General features: G+C 70.0%; 13 protein-coding genes and 4 tRNA genes. 5 read left to right on the top strand and 12 right to left on the bottom strand.

All coding sequences use genetic code 11. The features are described from left to right. Positions 1-58: 58 nt before the first annotated feature. From ACYVDG_RS08240 to ACYVDG_RS08260, 5 genes are all read right to left on the bottom strand, one after another. Positions 59-997 (bottom strand): DUF5996 family protein, encoded by a 939-nt coding sequence (locus ACYVDG_RS08240; protein ID WP_460747827.1) that lies wholly within the window; start codon positions 995-997, stop codon positions 59-61. Positions 998-1,101: 104 nt separating this feature from the next. After that, the gene (narI, locus tag ACYVDG_RS08245) at positions 1,102-1,872 is read right to left on the bottom strand and encodes a respiratory nitrate reductase subunit gamma (RefSeq protein ID WP_460747828.1); all 771 of its coding nucleotides are present in this window, start codon (positions 1,870-1,872) and stop codon (positions 1,102-1,104) included. Positions 1,873-1,886: 14 nt separating this feature from the next. Then, a complete protein-coding gene (gene narJ, locus ACYVDG_RS08250) occupies positions 1,887-2,609 on the bottom strand; it encodes a nitrate reductase molybdenum cofactor assembly chaperone (RefSeq protein WP_460747830.1) in 723 nt (240 codons plus the stop codon). Positions 2,610-2,620: 11 nt separating this feature from the next. Continuing rightward, positions 2,621-4,417, bottom strand: a complete 1,797-nt coding sequence (narH, locus tag ACYVDG_RS08255) for a nitrate reductase subunit beta (protein ID WP_460747831.1) — start codon at positions 4,415-4,417, stop codon at positions 2,621-2,623. Further along, positions 4,417-8,130 carry a nitrate reductase subunit alpha gene (locus ACYVDG_RS08260; RefSeq protein WP_460747832.1) on the bottom strand — a complete coding sequence of 1,238 codons (3,714 nt, stop codon included), beginning with the start codon at positions 8,128-8,130 and terminating at the stop codon, positions 4,417-4,419. The genes narH and ACYVDG_RS08260 overlap by 1 nt, the downstream gene beginning before the upstream one ends. Before the next feature lie 163 nt (positions 8,131-8,293). Here ACYVDG_RS08260 and ACYVDG_RS08265 point away from each other — a divergent pair, with 163 nt between their 5' ends. Continuing rightward, positions 8,294-9,487: an MFS transporter gene (locus ACYVDG_RS08265; protein WP_460747834.1), complete on the top strand. Its 1,194-nt coding sequence runs from the start codon at positions 8,294-8,296 to the stop codon at positions 9,485-9,487. Between the two features lie 113 nt (positions 9,488-9,600). Here the strand turns inward: ACYVDG_RS08265 and ACYVDG_RS08270 are convergent, their stop codons facing one another. Then, positions 9,601-10,329 carry an rRNA methyltransferase gene (locus ACYVDG_RS08270; protein ID WP_460747835.1) on the bottom strand — a complete coding sequence of 243 codons (729 nt, stop codon included), beginning with the start codon at positions 10,327-10,329 and terminating at the stop codon, positions 9,601-9,603. Between the two features lie 68 nt (positions 10,330-10,397). Further along, positions 10,398-10,472, bottom strand: a tRNA-Asp gene (locus tag ACYVDG_RS08275). 98 nt (positions 10,473-10,570) lie between these two features. Between ACYVDG_RS08275 and ACYVDG_RS08280 the strand changes: the two genes are divergently transcribed. The 3 genes from ACYVDG_RS08280 (at position 10,571) to ACYVDG_RS08290 (ending at position 12,308) form a co-directional block, all read left to right on the top strand. Continuing rightward, complete coding sequence (locus ACYVDG_RS08280; RefSeq protein ID WP_460747836.1) at positions 10,571-10,978, top strand: RNA-binding S4 domain-containing protein; 408 nt, start codon at positions 10,571-10,573, stop codon at positions 10,976-10,978. Between the two features lie 9 nt (positions 10,979-10,987). Then, entirely contained in the window at positions 10,988-11,644 is a 657-nt protein-coding gene (locus ACYVDG_RS08285; RefSeq protein ID WP_460747837.1) for an aminoglycoside phosphotransferase family protein, read from the top strand. A 169-nt stretch (positions 11,645-11,813) separates the two neighbouring features. Next, entirely contained in the window at positions 11,814-12,308 is a 495-nt protein-coding gene (locus ACYVDG_RS08290; protein WP_460747838.1) for a hypothetical protein, read from the top strand. On the opposite strand, the gene ACYVDG_RS08295 is transcribed toward ACYVDG_RS08290, so the two are convergent. Beyond that, a complete protein-coding gene (locus ACYVDG_RS08295) occupies positions 12,305-13,090 on the bottom strand; it encodes an alpha/beta fold hydrolase (protein ID WP_460747839.1) in 786 nt (261 codons plus the stop codon). The two genes, ACYVDG_RS08290 and ACYVDG_RS08295, sit on opposite strands and share 4 nt — an antisense overlap. 158 nt (positions 13,091-13,248) lie before the next feature. Here ACYVDG_RS08295 and ACYVDG_RS08300 point away from each other — a divergent pair, with 158 nt between their 5' ends. Next, entirely contained in the window at positions 13,249-14,178 is a 930-nt protein-coding gene (locus ACYVDG_RS08300) for a PP2C family protein-serine/threonine phosphatase (protein WP_460747840.1), read from the top strand. Positions 14,179-14,313: 135 nt separating this feature from the next. Here the strand turns inward: ACYVDG_RS08300 and ACYVDG_RS08305 are convergent. The 4 genes from ACYVDG_RS08305 to ACYVDG_RS08320 all read right to left on the bottom strand — a co-directional run bounded on the left by ACYVDG_RS08305 (position 14,314) and on the right by ACYVDG_RS08320 (position 16,282). After that, a tRNA-Phe gene (locus ACYVDG_RS08305) sits at positions 14,314-14,387 on the bottom strand. 28 nt (positions 14,388-14,415) lie between these two features. Continuing rightward, positions 14,416-14,490: transfer RNA gene (locus tag ACYVDG_RS08310), tRNA-Asp, on the bottom strand. A gap of 90 nt (positions 14,491-14,580) precedes the next feature. Continuing rightward, positions 14,581-14,653, bottom strand: a tRNA-Glu gene (locus ACYVDG_RS08315). 96 nt (positions 14,654-14,749) lie between these two features. Continuing rightward, the gene (locus ACYVDG_RS08320) at positions 14,750-16,282 is read right to left on the bottom strand and encodes a metallophosphoesterase family protein (RefSeq protein WP_460747956.1); all 1,533 of its coding nucleotides are present in this window, start codon (positions 16,280-16,282) and stop codon (positions 14,750-14,752) included. Between the last annotated feature and the right edge of the window lie 32 nt (positions 16,283-16,314).

Raw genomic sequence — 16,314 nt, forward strand, 5'->3', positions numbered from 1 at the left:
CGTTCCCACATCGGCCCACCCCGCACACATCGGGACGTGTGCACCGAACCGGACGGGCTCAGTGCCCCGCCCGATAGGGGTCGGTCACCCCGCCGGGGCAGGCCAGCCCGTCGATGTCCCAGCCGAGCCTGCCCGCGCCCGCCCGATAGGCGCTTTCCAGGAACTCGAGGACCACCGCGTGCGGGTCCGGGTGCTTGCGGACCTCCGCGTAGCGCAGCAGTGCCAGGTGGCCGTGGCCGCTGGACACCCACTCCGCTGCGGCAGGGGTGAGCGGCTGGCCGGTCAGGCCGTCGGGTTCGGGGGCGGCGTAGGCGTAGAAGCAGGGCTCAGGGACGTTGTCGTCGCCGAACCAGAACCCGAAGCTGACCACCTCGCGCGAATAGGCCTCGCGTACCAGGCCGCCCGCTTCCCGGGGCTGGTCGACCTGGTGCGTCGAGAACCGGGTGACGGCGATGTCGAACGTGTGCCAGAAGTGGTGCACCGGGCTGGTCTTGCCGGAGAACCCCGCCGCGAACTCCTCCAGCACCAGGTTCACCTGGCTCAGGACCTGCCAGTACCTGGCCGCGTGTTCCGGCACGTAGGTGGCGTGTTCGTGGTCCTCCACAAAGGGCCGGGTGGCGTCCGGCAGGTCGAAGGGGTGCGCAATCGCGATGCTGCCGTCCACCCCCAGGCTGTCCAGGGCCGACTGGAACTGGAGGTAGAACGAGGAGACGCTGTGCCCCTGGAGCGGGAAGGAGGCGGTGTGCCCCTCCAGGTTCGAGGCGACCAGCTCGTGGCGGACGAAGTCGAAGTCCACCGTGAAGACCGGGTTGCCGTCCGCGAGCCCCATCGGGCGGGACGTGATCCCGCTGCCGGTCAAGTGGAAGGGCACGTTCCACCAGTGGTTGCGGCGGGGGCTGTGCTCCAGCCGGACCTTGCCGACGATCTGCTCGAAACGGTGGATGGTCTGTTTGGTGTCGTACCACTCATCGAGCGGGAACGCTGGGAACAGCTCCATGGTGACGGTTCTCCTCAGTAGCATCTCTGGGCGGTCAGCGGCGGCGGGACCGGGTCGGCCGGGTTCGGGTCCGGGTTCGGGTCCGGAACCTGATCCGGGTTCGGTCACCAGCCCCGGCGCGTGGCCCGCTCGGACTGCCCCGCGGCGGCCGGGTGCGGATCACGCGTGCGGTAGACGATGTAGGGGCGGAACAGGTACCCGATCGGCGCGCTGAAGGCGTGCACGAGCCGGGTGAACGGCAACAGCGCGAACAGGGCCAGCCCCATGAGCGCGTGCAGTTTGTAAGGAGCGGAGGCGGCGGCCATCGCCGCGATGTCCGGCTGGAGTATCCAGATCGACCGGAACCACGGCGAAACCGTCTCCCGGTAGTCCTGAGTGTGCCCGCCCGCGACCTCCACACCCGCGAAGTAGACGGTCATTCCCAGGCCGGTCAGGATCGCCAGCACCAGAACCAGGTACATCACCTTGTCGTTGCGGGTGGTGGCGCTGAAGACCGGACCGACCGTGCGTCGGCGCCAGACGAGCAGGGTGATCCCGGCGAGCGTGCACACCCCGGCCACCAGGCCCATCGACAGCGCGACCACGTGGTAGACCGTGTCGGAGACTCCCAGTGCCCGCGTCCAGGTATCGGGAACGAGCAGCCCCACCACGTGGCCGACGATCACCACCAGCAGGCCGAAGTGGAACAGCGGGCTGCCGATCCGCAGTATTCGGGACTCGTAGAGCTCTGAGGAACGGGTGGTCCAGCCGAACCGGTCGTAGCGGTACCGCCACACCAACCCGCCCACCACGAGCACCAGCACCACGTAGGGCAGCACGCCCCAGAGCAACTGGTCGGCGGGGCCGTAGCCGCCCGTGACCGCTTCCCTTCCCAACGCCGCCTCCCCGCTCAACGCTGCTTCTCCGTGATGTCGGTCAGCGGCAGCGGGGCCCGGGGGCGCACGCCGTAGGGCTCCATGCCCACGTCCTCGGCGGGCGGCCCCTCAGCGGCCAGGCGGCGCATCCGCTCCTCGTCCGCGCGCCGTGGCGCCGGAAGGGTGTGCCGGACCGCGTCGACCACCCGCGCGTAGGGCGTGCCGTGTTCCCCCAAGGACTGGGAGAGCAGTTCGAGACCCGGTCGGAAGTTCACGAGCAGCTCCTGACCAGAGTCGGCGTCACCCCGCGCGGCGAACTCCAGCATGACGGCGAGGTGGTCGGGCAGCTCGCGGGCGGACACCCGCCACCCCGCTTCGGCGTAGACCCGTTTGACCTCGGACAGCGCGTGGCCGCGGCGCCGGGTGTCGCCGTCGGTGTAGTAGGTCATGTGCAGCGCCCTGCGGCGGCGCAGGTCGAACACCTCCACGTAGTGCTCTGCCAACTCCAGTTCTGGCGTGGTGGCAGCGTGCTCACAGAACTCGAGCAGGTCGACGCGGGGTTGGCCCTTGGGCAGTTCCGCCGCGGCTCGCGCCGCCAGCGGGAGCCGTTCGAAGAAATCGGCGTCCGGGTAACCGAGCAGGACCGATGCCGCCTGGTGGGTCACGGCCTTCGCGTGCGCCCTGCGCGCGGCCCGCCCGGCCCCCAGCCAGCCCGTTCCGCCGACCGAGCCCTTTTCCATACCGTTGGTGGTGCTCATGTTGGACCTCGCTAACGGGTTTCGGGGTCGCTGCCCCGTGCTTCGCCGTTGTCGGTACCGCCGTCCGCCCGGGGCGGGAAGAGCCCCCGCGGACGTCCGTTGCCGTCCCAGTTCAGAAGGTTGACGCGGCCGTCCGTGGCCGCCGACGGGCTGTTGGCCGAGCTGTCGCCCGCCGCGCCGCCGACGGTGCCGTCACTGGTCTGGCGCTCACGGAGGGCGTGGAAGGTCTCCACGGAGGCCGCGTCGGGCCGCCCGGAGGCCTCACCGAACGGGACGTCGCCCATGCCGCCCATGCCGGGGCCGCCGTCGAAGTCCAGGCTGCAGCCGACCTCCTCGATCACACCCCGGTCGGACTCGTCCACCCCGAAGGCCGTGGGCACGACGTACCGCTCGTCGTACTTGGCCAGGGCGAGCAGCCGGTACATGTCCTCGATCTCGGTGCCGGTCATGCCGACCGCGGACGCGATGGACTCGTCCCGTTCCTGTCCGAGGTTGACCCGGCGCATGTAGGAGCGCATCGCGGCGAGCCTGCGCAGGACCAGGTCCACCGGTGCGGTGTCCCCCGCGCTGAACAGCTCGGCCAGGTACTCGATCGGGATCCGCAGGGTGTCGATGGCGCCGAAGAGGTTGTCCGCCGACTCACCGTCGTGTCCGGTCCGCGTCAGCGTGTCCACCACCGGGGACAGCGGGGGGACGTACCAGACCATCGGCATCGTGCGGTACTCCGGGTGCAGCGGAAGGGCGACCCGGAAGCGCTTGGCCAGGGCGTAGATCGGCGACCGGGCCGCCGACTCCACCCAGCGCTCCGGGATGCCGTCCCGGCGGGCGGCCGCACGCACGTCCGGGTCCGCGGGGTCGAGGAAGACACCGAGCTGGGCCTCGTAGAGGTCCCTCTCGTCCTCCACTGCGGCCGCGTCACCGACCCGGTCCGCGTCGTAGAGGATGACTCCCAGATAGCGCAGGCGCCCCACGCAGGTCTCGGAGCAGATGGTGGGCATGCCCACCTCCACCCGCGGGTAGCAGAAGGTGCACTTCTCGGCCTTGCCCGTCTTGTGGTTGAAGTAGATCTTCTTGTAAGGGCAGGCGGTGACGCACATGCGCCAGCCCCGGCAGCGGTCCTGGTCGACGAGCACGATGCCGTCCTCGACCCGCTTGTAGAGCGCACCACTGGGGCAGGCCGCCACACAGGTCGGGTTGAGGCAGTGCTCGCAGATGCGCGGCAGGTAGAACATGAAGGTGTCCTCGAAGGACAGCTTCACCTTGTCGCCGAGCCTGCGCACGATCGGGTCCTGGGAGGCGAGTTCGGGTCCGCCGCCCAGGTCGTCGTCCCAGTTGGCGCTCCAGGTGACCTGCATCGGCTTGCCGGTGAGCGCCGAGTGCGGGGTGGCCACCGGGAAGTCGTCGCCCAAGGGGGCGTTGGTCAGGTTCTCGTAGTCGTAGGTCCAGGGCTCGTAGTAGTCCTGGATGGAGGGCATCACCGGGTTGGCGAAGATCGTCGCGAGCCGCTTGATCCGGCCGCCGGCGCGGGGCACGAGCTTGCCGTTGGGCTGGCGGACCCAGCCGCCCCGCCACCTCTCCTGGTCCTGGTAAGTGCGCGGGTACCCCTGGCCGGGCCGGGTCTCGACGTTGTTGAACCACGCGTACTCGACGCCGCTCCGGTTGGTCCACGCCTGCTTGCAGGTGACCGAACAGGTGTGGCAGCCGATGCACTTGTCGAGGTTCATCACCATGGCGACCTGCGCCATGACCCGGCCGATCCGCCGACCACCCGACCGTGCGTCCTCTCGAATCCGGTTCCGCTCCGTCATCAGTAGCGCACCTCCGTCGTCCGCTTGCGCACGACCGTGACCTCGTCGCGCTGGTTCCCGGTCGGTCCTAGGTAGTTGAAGGCGTAGCTGAGCTGTGCGTATCCGCCGATGAGGTGGGTCGGCTTGACCAGCAGCCGGGTGAGCGAATTGTGGATGCCGCCGCGCTTGCCCGTGGTCTCGGTCTTGGGCACGTCGATGGTGCGCTCCTGGGCGTGGTGCATGTACACCGTGCCGGTCGGCATCCGGTGCGACACCACCAAGCGCGCGGCGACGACGCCGTTGCGGTTGACCGCCTCCACCCAGTCGTTGTCGGCGGCCTCGATCGCCTCGGCGTCGGCCACGCTCATCCAGATGGTGGGACCACCGCGGGACAGGGTCTGCAGGAGCAGGTTGTCCTGGTACTCGGAGTGGATGGACCACTTGGAGTGCGGTGTCAGGTAGCGCACCACCACCTCGCGCTGCCCGGTCGGGCCGATCGTCGGCTCGCCGAACAGGCGGCTGATGTCCAGCGGGGGCCGGTAGACCGGCAGGGCCTCGCCGAACTCGTGCATCCAGTCGTGGTCCAGGTAGAAGTGCTGCCGGCCGGTGAGCGTGTGCCAGGGCTTGTCGTGTTCGACGTTGACGGTGAAGGGCGAGTAGCGGCGGTCCGAGGCCTCCTTGCCAGACCATTCGGGACTGCTCCCCACCGGGGTGGGGCCGCGCTTGGCATCGTCGAAGACCACCCGTCGGCCCTCGGAGTGGTGGATCAGCTCGTCCATGTCGGTGCCGGTGCGTGCGGCCAGGCGTTCGAAACCCTGAGCGGCGAGTCGGCCGTTACTGGTACCGGACAGCGCGAGGATCATCTCGCAGGCCTTGACGTCGGTGTCCAGGGCGGGTCGGCCGTCCGCCACCCCGCCGCGGACGGTGCCGTTGCGCTGGCGCAGCCAGTCGATCTCCTCGTCCGGGGTGAAGGACACCCCCTTGACCGGGAGGCCCTTGCTCTCAGCGAGCGGGCCGAGCGCCGCCAGCTTCTGCGCGACCGCGGAGTAGTTGCGGCGGACCGGGACGATGCCCGGCATGGTCCGGCCCGGGACCGGGCGTTCGCCCTCGGCCTTCCAGTCCGGCGGCACCCCGTGCGGCTGGGCCAGCTCCCCCGGGGTGTCGTGCTGGTGGGGTACCGCGACCAGGTCGGTGACCTCGCCGAGGTGGTCGGCGGCGAGTTCGCTGAACACCTTCGCCAGGGCGTGGAAGGTGTCGAAGTCGGTGCGTGTCTCCCAGGGCGGATCGATCGCCGGGTTGAAGGCGTGCACGAAAGGGTGCATGTCCGTCGTGGAGAGGTCGTGCTTCTCGTACCAGGTGGCGGCGGGCAGGACGATGTCCGACAGCAGGGTCGAACTGGTCATCCGGAAGTCCATGGTGAGCAACAGGTCGAGCTTGCCCTCGGGGATCTCGTCCCGCCAGGTCACGTCACTGGGCCGGTGGTCGGGGCCGGCTGGCTCCGACTGGAGGTTGGAGTGGGTGCCCAGGAGGTGTTTCAGGAAGTACTCGTTGCCCTTGGCGGAGGAGCCGAACAGGTTGGACCGCCACAGGGTGAGGGTTCGGGGCCAGTTCGTCGGGTCGTCAGGGTCCTCGGCGGCGAAGCGGAGCGTGCCGTCGTGGAGCTGGTCGGCGACGTACTCGGCGGGGTCCCGGTCGAGTTCGGCGGCTTCCTTGCCGAGCTGGACCGGGTTGCGGTTGAAGGTCGGATAGGACGGCATCCAGCCCATCCGGGCCGACGCCGCCACGAGGTCGGCGGTGTGCTGTCCCTTCACCTTCCCGGGCCCCAGGGGCGACATGAGGGCGTCGGCCCGGTAGGTGTCGTAGCGCCACTGGTCGGTGTGGCTGTACCAGTAAGCGGTCCCGGCCATGAAGCGCGGCGGGCGCGACCAGTCCATCCCTGAGGCATAGGCCGCCCAGCCCGTGGACGTGCGGCACTTCTCCTGGCCCACGTAGTGCGCCCAGCCGCCGCCGTTCACGCCTTGGCATCCGGTGAGCAGCAGCAGGGCGAGGAAGGAGCGGTAGGCGTTCTCCCCGTGGAACCACTGGTTGGTCCCGGCGCCCAGCACGATCATGGCGCGGCCGCCGCTGGCCTCGGCGGTGTCGGCGAACTCGCGGGCGATCCGCACTGCGCGGTCGGCGGGCACCGAGGTCAGGGCCTCCTGCCAGGCGGGGGTGTACGCGCCGGCCGGGTCGTCGTACCCGGCAGGCCAGACCCCCGGCAGGCCCGGTCGGGACACCCCGTACTGGGCCAGGACCAGGTCGAACACGGTGGTGACGAGGCGGTCGCCGACCCTGCGGACCGGGACACCCCTGGTGTCGACCTCCGCCGTGCCGTTGGGGGTGTCGAACCGGGGAAGCGCGACCTTGGCGGCCTCAGCGCCCTCGGCGTAGAAGGTGAGTTCGGGGGTGCGGCCCTCGAGCTCGAGGTTCCACTTGCCCGCACCGTCGTCGCCCCAGCGGTCCCCGATCGTGCCGTTGGGTACCACAGGGCCGTCCTCCCCCTCGGCCCAGATCACGGGTTTCCACTGTGCGTTCGCGGTGCCGGTGCCACCGGATCCGGAGTTCGCGGTGCCGGTGCTGTCCTGCAGGTCCGCGGCGGTGAGGAACTTCCCGGGGACGAGGCGGCCGTCCCTCTTCTCCAACGCCACGAGGAAGGGCAGGTCGGTATAGGTACGCGCGTAGTCAGCGAAGCGGGGGGTGAGCTCGTCGACGAAACGTTCCTTGAGGATCACGTGCCCCATAGCCATCGCCAGGGCCCCGTCGGTGCCGGGGTGCGGGGCGAGCCACTCGTCGGCGAACTTGGCGGCGTCGTTGAAGTCCGGGGCGACCACGACGACCTTCTGGCCGCGGTAGCGGGCCTCGGCCATCCAGTGGGCATCCGGGGTCCTGGTGACCGGGACGTTGGATCCCCACAGCACGAGGTAGGCGGCGTCCCACCAGTCACCGGACTCGGGGACGTCGGTCTGGTCGCCGAACACCTGCGGCGAGGCCACAGGCAGGTCGGCGTACCAGTCGTAGAAGGACAGCATCGAGCCGCCGAGGAGGTTCACGAACCGGGCGCCCACACCATGGGAGACCATCGACATCGCGGGGATCGGCGAGAACCCGGCGATCCGGTCGGGGCCGTACTTCTTGATCGTCAGCACGTGCGCGGCGGCCGCGATCTCCAACGCCTCATCCCACGTGCTCCGGACGAGCCCGCCCTTACCCCGCGCCCGCTGGTAGCGGCTGCGCTTCTCGGGATCCGTGGTGATCTCCTCCCAGGCCAGCACCGGATCGCCCAGGCGCTCCCGGGCCTCCCGGTACATTTCCAAGAGGACCCCGCGCGCGTACGGATAGCGCACCCGCGTCGGAGAATAGGTGTACCAAGAGAAAGCGGCGCCGCGCGGGCAACCCCGGGGTTCGTACTCGGGCCGGTCCGGGCCGACCGAAGGATAATCGGTCGCCTGGGTTTCCCAAGTAATGATCCCGTCTTTTACATAGACATCCCAAGAACAGGAACCAGTGCAGTTCACGCCGTGCGTGGAACGGACCACCCGGTCGTGGCTCCAGCGGTCCCGGTAGAACACGTCACCCTCACGACCACCGTGCCTCACCTGCGCACGGTCTCCATCCAAGGGCTCAGAACGGGTCAGGTAGTTCCCCAACCTGAGCAGGGCGTCCCCGGCTCCCCCGATTTTTCCCTGCGCCGCCATAAGGAATACACTCCGTTTGCCCGACCATTGCCCGAGACGAAAGCAAGTACGCCCATCATCGGCCACATTCCGTTAATAAATATGCCTTGTCCGGCAGGGAAGTCACATCTCCCACACCGCATTGGGTGACAATCTCCGCAGATCGAGAGATGAAGGAGCCGCAATGCGCACGGAGGCTGGGGAGCGGACGGCCCGCTCCGGAACCGCGGGCGGGAACCTCGCCCTCGCGACGGCGGCGTTCGCGCTGACCTTCTGGGCCTGGAACCTGATCGGCCCGTTGTCGCGGACCTACAGCGAGAACCTGGACCTGGCACCGACGCAGACATCGGTCCTGGTGGCCTTCCCCGTGTTGGTGGGATCCCTCGGACGCATCCCCGTGGGCACCCTTACCGACCGCTACGGCGGCCGCGTGATGTTCACGGGCATCTGCTTCCTCAGCATCGTCCCCACCTTCCTGGTGGGGCTCTCCGCGTCCTCCTACGGAATGCTGCTGCTCTGGGGATTCTTCCTCGGCATCGCCGGCACCTCGTTCGCGATCGGCATCCCGTTCGTCAACGCCTGGTACGCGGCCAACCGGCGCGGGTTCGCCACGGGTGTGTTCGGCGCGGGCATGGGCGGCACCGCGCTGTCGGCCTTCCTCACGCCGCGCCTGGTCGAGGGGCTGGGGGTCTTTACCACCCACCTGCTGATGTGTGCGGCGCTGGCCGCGATGGGCGCGGTCATGTGGTTCTTCGCCCGGAACTCGCCCACGTGGAAACCGCAGACCGAACCGGCGCTGCCGCGCATCCGCGAGGCCCTCAAGCTGAAGGCGACCTGGCAGGCATCCGGGCTCTACGCGCTGGTCTTCGGCGGTTTCGTTGCCTTCTCCACCTACCTGCCGACGCTGCTGACCACCGCCTACGAGTTCGCCCAGACCGACGCGGGCCTGCGCACCGCGGGGTTCGCGGTGGCCGCCGTCGTCGCCCGGCCGATCGGCGGCATCCTGTCGGACCGGATCGGACCGGTGCGGGTGTGCCTGATCTCGTTCTCCGCCACCTGCGCCTTCGCCTTCGTGCTGGCGCTGCACCCGCCCGCGGAGTTCCCTGCCGGGCTCGCGTTCGTACTGATCGCGCTCTCACTGGGCCTGGGCACCGGAGCGGTGTTCGCCCTGGTCGCCAAGCTCGTGGACCCGTCGCGCGTGGGTACCGTCACCGGCCTTGTCGGAGCCGCGGGCGGTCTCGGCGGATACTTCCCGCCGCTGCTCATGGGTGCGGTCTACCAGGTCACCGCCCAGTACACGCTGGGCTTCGTCCTGCTGGCCCTGGCCGCGCTGATCGTGGCCATGTACACCTCACGTGCCTTCCGGGACGTGGGCTGAGCCGCGCGCGGAGCGCAGGCCCAGGAGGCCGCGACGAAGAGCGAGAAGCGGTCGCATCGCAGGGGGACGGGAAGGTTCTCCACAGGTTGTGGAGGAGGCACTCGGGCCGCGACTCAGACCGAGGTGAGGTCCCTGGCGCGGACCAGGGCGGCCGACCGGTTGCCGACCTTCACCCGCTCCAGCGCCCGCACGCCCTCCGGAAGTGCGACCCGGCGGGTCCGCGCGGTCACGACGGCCACGGCGTGCGGGGGCAGGACCCGGCCCATCGAGGCGAGCAGCCCTCGGACCGGCCCCTCGTCCGGGACGGCGCCTTCCCACTGGGTCATCTCGCCGTAGGGCACGTCCGTGATCACCAGATCCGCGTCGACCGGCTCGGTCAGCCCGAACACGTCGGCCACACCCGAAGCGTGGGGGAGGTCCCCGCCCATCGCGGCCAGACCGGCGGCCAGGTCGCGCGCCCCCTCGGCCCGCTCCACGAACGCCACCCTCCCGAAGTCCCGGGCCGAACGGCGCAGTTCCCGCTCCCGCTCGGCCATGCCCTCCGCGGTGAGCAGTTCCAGGTTGCGGGCCGCGATGGCCACGGCGTCGTCGTCCACGTCCGTGGCCCGCACGTGTGTCAGCCGGTCGCGGTGCAGGAGGCCCAGGACGGTCACCAGGTACCCGCTGCCGCAGCAGGGGTCCCACAGGCGCACCCGGTCGCCTTCGGCGTGCACCATGGCGCGCTGGAGGAGTTCGCTCGCAAGTCTCACGGGGAACCCCGGGTACCCGGGCGCGGAACGCAACACCTGACCACTCGCCAACGCCGAGTGGTCCGTACGCTCGGTGGCGTACCGGTAGCTCACAACCGTCCCTCTCGTTTCCCCGTCAACGCCGAAGGCCCGGTGTCTGGGACACCGGGCCTTCGATGATGCGGTCCTGACGGGATTTGAACCCGCGGCCTCCACCTTGACAGGGTGGCGAGCACTCCTAACTGCTCCACAGGACCTCGTTGCGTCTACAACTGTAGCGTGACTTTGGAGCGCTTCGTACCGTCGCCGATCTAGAGTGGCTCAGAACGCACCCGAAAGCTCGAGAGGACCTCGCGTGAGCGACTCGTCCGCCCAACTTCCCGCCGGCCCGGACTCCACGCGGGTCGACCGCTGGCTGTGGGCGGTCCGCCTCGTCAAGACCCGCGCCGACTCCGCCCAGGCCTGCCGCGGCGGACACGTCCGCGTCAACGACCGCCCGGCCAAACCGGCCACGACGGTCAAGGTCGGCGACGAGGTCCGGCTCCGCCTGCACGGCACCACCCGGATCGTCGATGTGAGCCACATCATTCTGAAGAGGGTCGGTGCCCCGGTCGCGGTCCGCTGCTACAACGACCGCACGCCCGCCCCGACACCGGAGGCCTCCGCCCCGGTGATCCGCCGGGACCGGGGCGCGGGACGGCCCACCAAGAAGGACCGCCGCAAGCTCGACCAGCTCCGCTCGGACTTTCCTCCCCCCATCTGAGGAGCCACCGTGACCTCCTGGGTCCCCCTCGCCTCCGGGCGCGACGCCGACGTGTTCGCCCTCGACGCCCACAGGGTGCTGCGCCGCTACCGGCACCCCGTGGACAGCGGCCCCGAGGCCGCCGCCATGACTCACGTGGGAACCCACGGCTTCCCCGTACCCGGGGTGCTCCGGGCCGAGGGCGCCGAGATGGAGATGGACCGACTGTACGGCCCCACAATGCTCGATGCGTGCCTGAACGGCGACGTGACAGCGGAAGGGGCAGCCAAGACCCTCGCGGACCTCCAGGGGCGGCTACACGCGCTCCCGCCCCGCTCGGACCGGGGGCCGGTGCTGCACATGGACCTGCACCCCGGAAACGTGGTGCTCACCTCCGGCAGCCCGGTCGTGATCGACTGGACCAACGCCCTCGACGGGGATCCGGACCTGGACCTGGCGGTGAGCGCGCTGCTCCTCGCCATGGTCGCGGACAGCGGCCCGTCGGACCTGGCCGCAGTGGCCGCCGCCGGTCTGCCCCACTACGTGAGGCACGCCCAGGGCGACCCGGCCCGCCTGGTCGACGACGCGGTCGCCCTGCGCCTACGGGACCCCAACCTCAGTCACGATGAGCTCTCCAACCTCCCCAAGAGCGCCGACCTCGTCCGCCGGATCCACAGGAACCGCTGACCCTGGCCCAGGACCCCGCGCGGGACCGGGTAGTGCGACCACCACCGGCGCGGAGGTGGTGGGTCCCGGGCGAACCAGCGTCCGCGCACACCTGAAAGCGGCGGGCCCGCCCCGCGACAATCGCCGTAGAACCACCACGGGAACGGCGAGCACGGCAGGGGGCCGAATCATGGCACGGACGGCGCGGGGCGGCACACCGGGCGTTACTACGGGGGCGCACGGCCGCCCCAAGGCGGTCAGCGCGGCCACCGCGCTGTGGATCGGCGCCGTGGCCGCAGGCGCAGCTGAGGCCGCGATACACGCGTGGGGCCTGCTGAACGACGGCATGCCCTGGAGCGGCCTGCTTCCGGGCTTGGGCCTGCGCGCGCTCGTCTACGCCGTGGTCCTGACCGTGGTGGCGCTCTTCCACCGGGGGCACCGGTGGGCCCGCTGGGCGCTGGCCCTCGGGCTCGGCGTCGTGGGCACGTTCAGCCTCGTCGTGGAGCCGGCCGGTTGGCTTCTGGGCGGTGGGGCGGCCGACGGGATCCCGGCGCTGACCGGGGAGTTCGTGTCGATCGCGGCACTGCGCACCCTGCACCTGCTCGCCGTGATCGCCGGGGTGGTGATGATGTTCCGCCCCTCGGCCAACACCTACTTCGGGGGCCGGCCCCGGCCTCGTTACTAGAGGGGTTTGGCTTCGAGGAACTCCAGGACCGCCTCGGTTGCCTTCGGGGCCACCTCGTGCGGATAGCCGTGGCGAGCGCCCGGCAGGACCAGCAGCTCGGCGCCCGGCACGCGTCCGGCGAGCAGTTCGGCGTTGCCGACCGGGGTGAGCTCGTCGTCCTCTCCGTGCACGACCAGCGTCGGTGCCTGGATCCGGGGCAGCAGGTCCCAGCCGTCGTGCTTCAGGCTGGCCTCGTAGTGGCGGCGCTGCGCGCGCAGCGGGTTGCGGGGAAGGATCCGGGTGACGGTCTCGGGGTGCGCGTCCGCCCACTCCGGCGTGTAGAAGAGGTACGCGATCAGGTCGCGCCCCTCCTCGGTGCTGGCCTTGCGCAGCGCGACCGACGCGTGGCGGGGGCGTTCGACCTCGTTGCTCCCGCCGGGCGCGGTCGCGCCCAGGACCAGGGCGCCGACCCGTTCCGGGGCGATCGCGGCAAGCGTCTGGGCGATCTTGCCGCCCATGGAGAAGCCGTAGACGTGCGCCCGCTCGACGCCGAGGTCGTCCAGGACCGCGAGGGCGTCCCGGGCGAGCAGTTCCATGCTGTACGGCCGGTCGAGGGGTACGTCACTGCCGCCGGTACCGCGGGTGTCCATCCGCACGACCCGGTAGCGTGCGGCGAAGTCCTCGTACACCCCGTCCCACATCTCGTGGTCGAGTGACTGCCCGTGGATGAGCAGCAGGGGTTCTCCCGCACCATGGACGTCGTACCAAAGGCGGGTGCCGTCTGCGGCGGTCGCGTGGTTCACATGGACGGACACTACCGGACGAAGCACTCTTTCCACCCGGTCAACCGGCTACCTGTTCGTGACGCAACCGGGTGAACCAAACACCCGGTTGCGAGCATCTCCCAGGTCCCATCCTCTGTGGATAGTGGTCCCACACGAACGCGGCTGAAGGAGTGCGTATGAGTTCCCCCGTCATCGCCACCGACACCGACCAGGGACCCCGGCCCAGCCAGCAGGACGCCTTCTCCTACCTCCTCGAACCAGAGTCCGGGGGGTGGCGCGCCGCACTGGCCGACGGTTTCGGGGAGCACCCGGCCACCGCCGAGGCCGCGCAGCTCGCCGCGGACACCGCCGTCGAGGCCCACGGGGAAGCCGCGGACGCCGTGCTCGCGGCCACTTCGGCGATCGGCCGGGCCCACCCCGGAGCGGACTGTGTGATGGCCCACGCACGCCAGGACGCCCCGGACGAGCCCATAGACATCGCCTGGGTCGGCGACTGCCGCGTCTGGACCTGGAGCCCCAGCGCGGGCCTGCGCCAGCACACCCGGGACCACACCTACGGCCAGGAGCTGCGCGACCTGTGGGTCGCTGAGGACCTCGCCCAGATCGGCGACCACGCGGTGACGACGTCCGTCGCGACGGCCGTCGCCGACGACATCGGGACCGCCACCGCGCCCGCCGCCGACCTGACCCTGTTCACCTGCGACGGCATCCACGACTACGTGGACGAACGCCTGCTGGCCGAACTCGTCACCGACCACGCCCACGACCCCGACACCCTGGTTCACGTCCTGGTGGACGCCGCCCGCGAGGCCGAGAGCACCGACAACGCCACCGCACTGGTGATCGGATCGAGCCGGAAAGCCGCCACGTCCCCGCACCGGACCCGCCAGGAACGCCTCCTGAACGGCCTGGAAAGCTTCGGCGGCGCCGGGTTCGAGGACGACCTTCCCGAGGACGCGGAACGACTCATGCGCACCCTGGCCGAGGACCGCGCCGCCGGAATCGCCTGCGACCGCTTCCTGCTACGCGACGGCACCACCTACTGGTGCACGAAGGACTCCGACCACACGGACCACCATGTGAGCTGGCACGGCGTCACGTGGTGACCCCTTCCCCGTGACCAGGGGCGGCCCGTCCTCTTCGGGTGACCCGCGACCGGCCACTGGCAACCACCGGCGCACGAAAAGGCCCCGCCATCTGCCTTCGCAGGTGACGGGGCCTTTTTGTATGTCTGTGTGGTGTGGCTAGGGGCGGGGTCGAACCGCCGACCTTCCGCTTTTCAGGCGGACGCTCGTACCAACTGAGCTACCTAGCCGCGGCGCCGATTGCCTCGGCGACGCTTGCGGTCCTGACGGGATTTGAACCCGCGGCCTCCACCTTGACAGGGTGGCGAGCACTCCTAACTGCTCCACAGGACCTTGTTCAGTTGTCACACTCGGCCGTGTTGGCCTCGTGTGTCGCTGCGGTACTTATTCTGCCAGATGTCCGACAGTGCTCTGACCGCTTCGTACCCCCAACGGGATTCGAACCCGCGCTACCGCCTTGAAAGGGCGGCGTCCTGGGCCGCTAGACGATGGGGGCCCGTGTAGACAGCACAAGCATAGGGGAGATTCCCATGAACACCAAAGTGAATACCTCAGGCGGGCGAAACCTCCGCTACCTGCGGGGACCCGGAAGCTACGGTGAGCCGTCCTCCTCGGTGGGTTCGTCCTCGGGCTCCTCGGTCGGATCACCCACCGGACGCTCCGGATCCCCCTCGATATGCCGCTCGACCTGCGCGGACGTGAGGCCGACGCCGCCGAGGTCCACGTCGTCGCGGGCCTGGAGGCGGCCGGTTTCGGCATCGAAGTACAGAACCGAAGCCTGGTACGGCGTCGGCCGACCGTCTCCGTGATCCAGCCCACCCAATCCGGCCCCGCCGGTGGACCCCTGGACGAGGAACCGGGTCCCCAGCTCGGTCAGCTCGGTGGAGCGCATGTGCTCGTTGCCGACCAGGACGAGCGGCACCACCCCGTCGAACGGCCATCCCTGGGTGCGCGTGTGCAGGATCGCGACATCCACGTCGGACCCGCCTTCAGCCACCGCGGCCGCCTGTTCCTCACCCAGCGAGGCCACGCCGGCGGCATCGGGGTTGTCCAGGGTCGCGTCCGGGGTGAACCGGGGGTCTCCCGCGCCGTAGAAGGTGAGACCGCCGACCTCCTCGGTGTCCCCGTCCAGGACGACGGCGTTTTCCTGGGACTCCACCGCGCGCTGCGTTCCCATGGAGTCATGCTCCCCGCGCACCCACACGTAGGGCACGTCCAGGTTGCCGATCTCGTCCGCGAAGACGTCCTCCGCCGCGCTGCCGCGGTCGGTCAGGTCACCGGAGTCCACGATCACGTCCACCCCGTACTGCTCCTGGAGTGTGCTGATGATGCTCCAAGACGCCGGGTTGAGCTGGATGTCGGACACGTGCAGCACGGTGACGACCGACTCGTCGTCCTCGTACACCGGCATCGCGGACGTGGCCTCGTAGATCATCGTCACGTTGCCGACCAGCCCGGCGAGCTGCTCCTGGTACTCGCTGAACTGGCTGAACACGTCGTCGGCGCTGCCCACCACCTGGGGGGCGCCCGCGATGAGGCCCGTGTAGCGCGGCTCGGCGATGGCGCTGGGGTTGAAGGTCAGGGCGGCCATCCCGCCGGAGGCCGTCAGGACGGCCAGGGAAGTGACCGCGCTGGCCAGAGCGCGCCACGCGTTGCGGAACAGCAGGAGGCCCATCAGAGCGGCACCCAGGGTCGCCGCGAGTACGGAGCGCAGGACGACGGCTGTCACGCCGTCCGAGAGGTCGGCGCCGATCCCCGCGGCCATCCGGTCGATCGCGTCGGGGTCGGCGAACATCTCCTCCGCGGCGGAGAGCCGGATGTCGCTGATGGTCGCCTCGAGCTTCAGGGGACCCGTGTGCGTGTCGAAGGCCAGCTGGCCCAGCGGGGCGACGTTGACGACCGTCTCACCGCTCCACTGCGGGCTCAGGGAGAAGGTGACGTCTGCCGGGCCGATCGGCGTGACCACCTGACCGGCGAGCGCCAGCCCCAGCCAACCCCCGGCCAGACCCGCGACGACGACACAGCTCCAACGCCATGCCCGCCCGGCACTCCATCGTTTGAGGGCTCTCTTGGACCGGTCAGCGGCCCCACGGAAGTCGTAAGCGCGGATCTTTCCCCAAGACAACACACCCCCATCATGCCGCCGCCGGGGACTCC

It is taken from the genome of Nocardiopsis oceani (assembly GCF_054777395.1).

Bases quoted from the DNA above. Each gene is read 5' to 3' on its own strand.
- ACYVDG_RS08240 (WP_460747827.1), bottom strand. From the start codon at position 997: ATGGAGCTGTTCCCAGCGTTCCCGCTCGATGAGTGGTACGACACCAAA.
- narJ (WP_460747830.1), bottom strand. From the start codon at position 2,609: ATGAGCACCACCAACGGTATGGAAAAGGGCTCGGTCGGCGGAACGGGC.
- ACYVDG_RS08290 (WP_460747838.1), top strand. From the start codon at position 11,814: ATGGCACGGACGGCGCGGGGCGGCACACCGGGCGTTACTACGGGGGCG.
- narH (WP_460747831.1), bottom strand. From the start codon at position 4,417: ATGACGGAGCGGAACCGGATTCGAGAGGACGCACGGTCGGGTGGTCGG.
- ACYVDG_RS08300 (WP_460747840.1), top strand. From the start codon at position 13,249: ATGAGTTCCCCCGTCATCGCCACCGACACCGACCAGGGACCCCGGCCC.
- ACYVDG_RS08265 (WP_460747834.1), top strand. From the start codon at position 8,294: ATGCGCACGGAGGCTGGGGAGCGGACGGCCCGCTCCGGAACCGCGGGC.
- ACYVDG_RS08260 (WP_460747832.1), bottom strand. From the start codon at position 8,130: ATGGCGGCGCAGGGAAAAATCGGGGGAGCCGGGGACGCCCTGCTCAGG.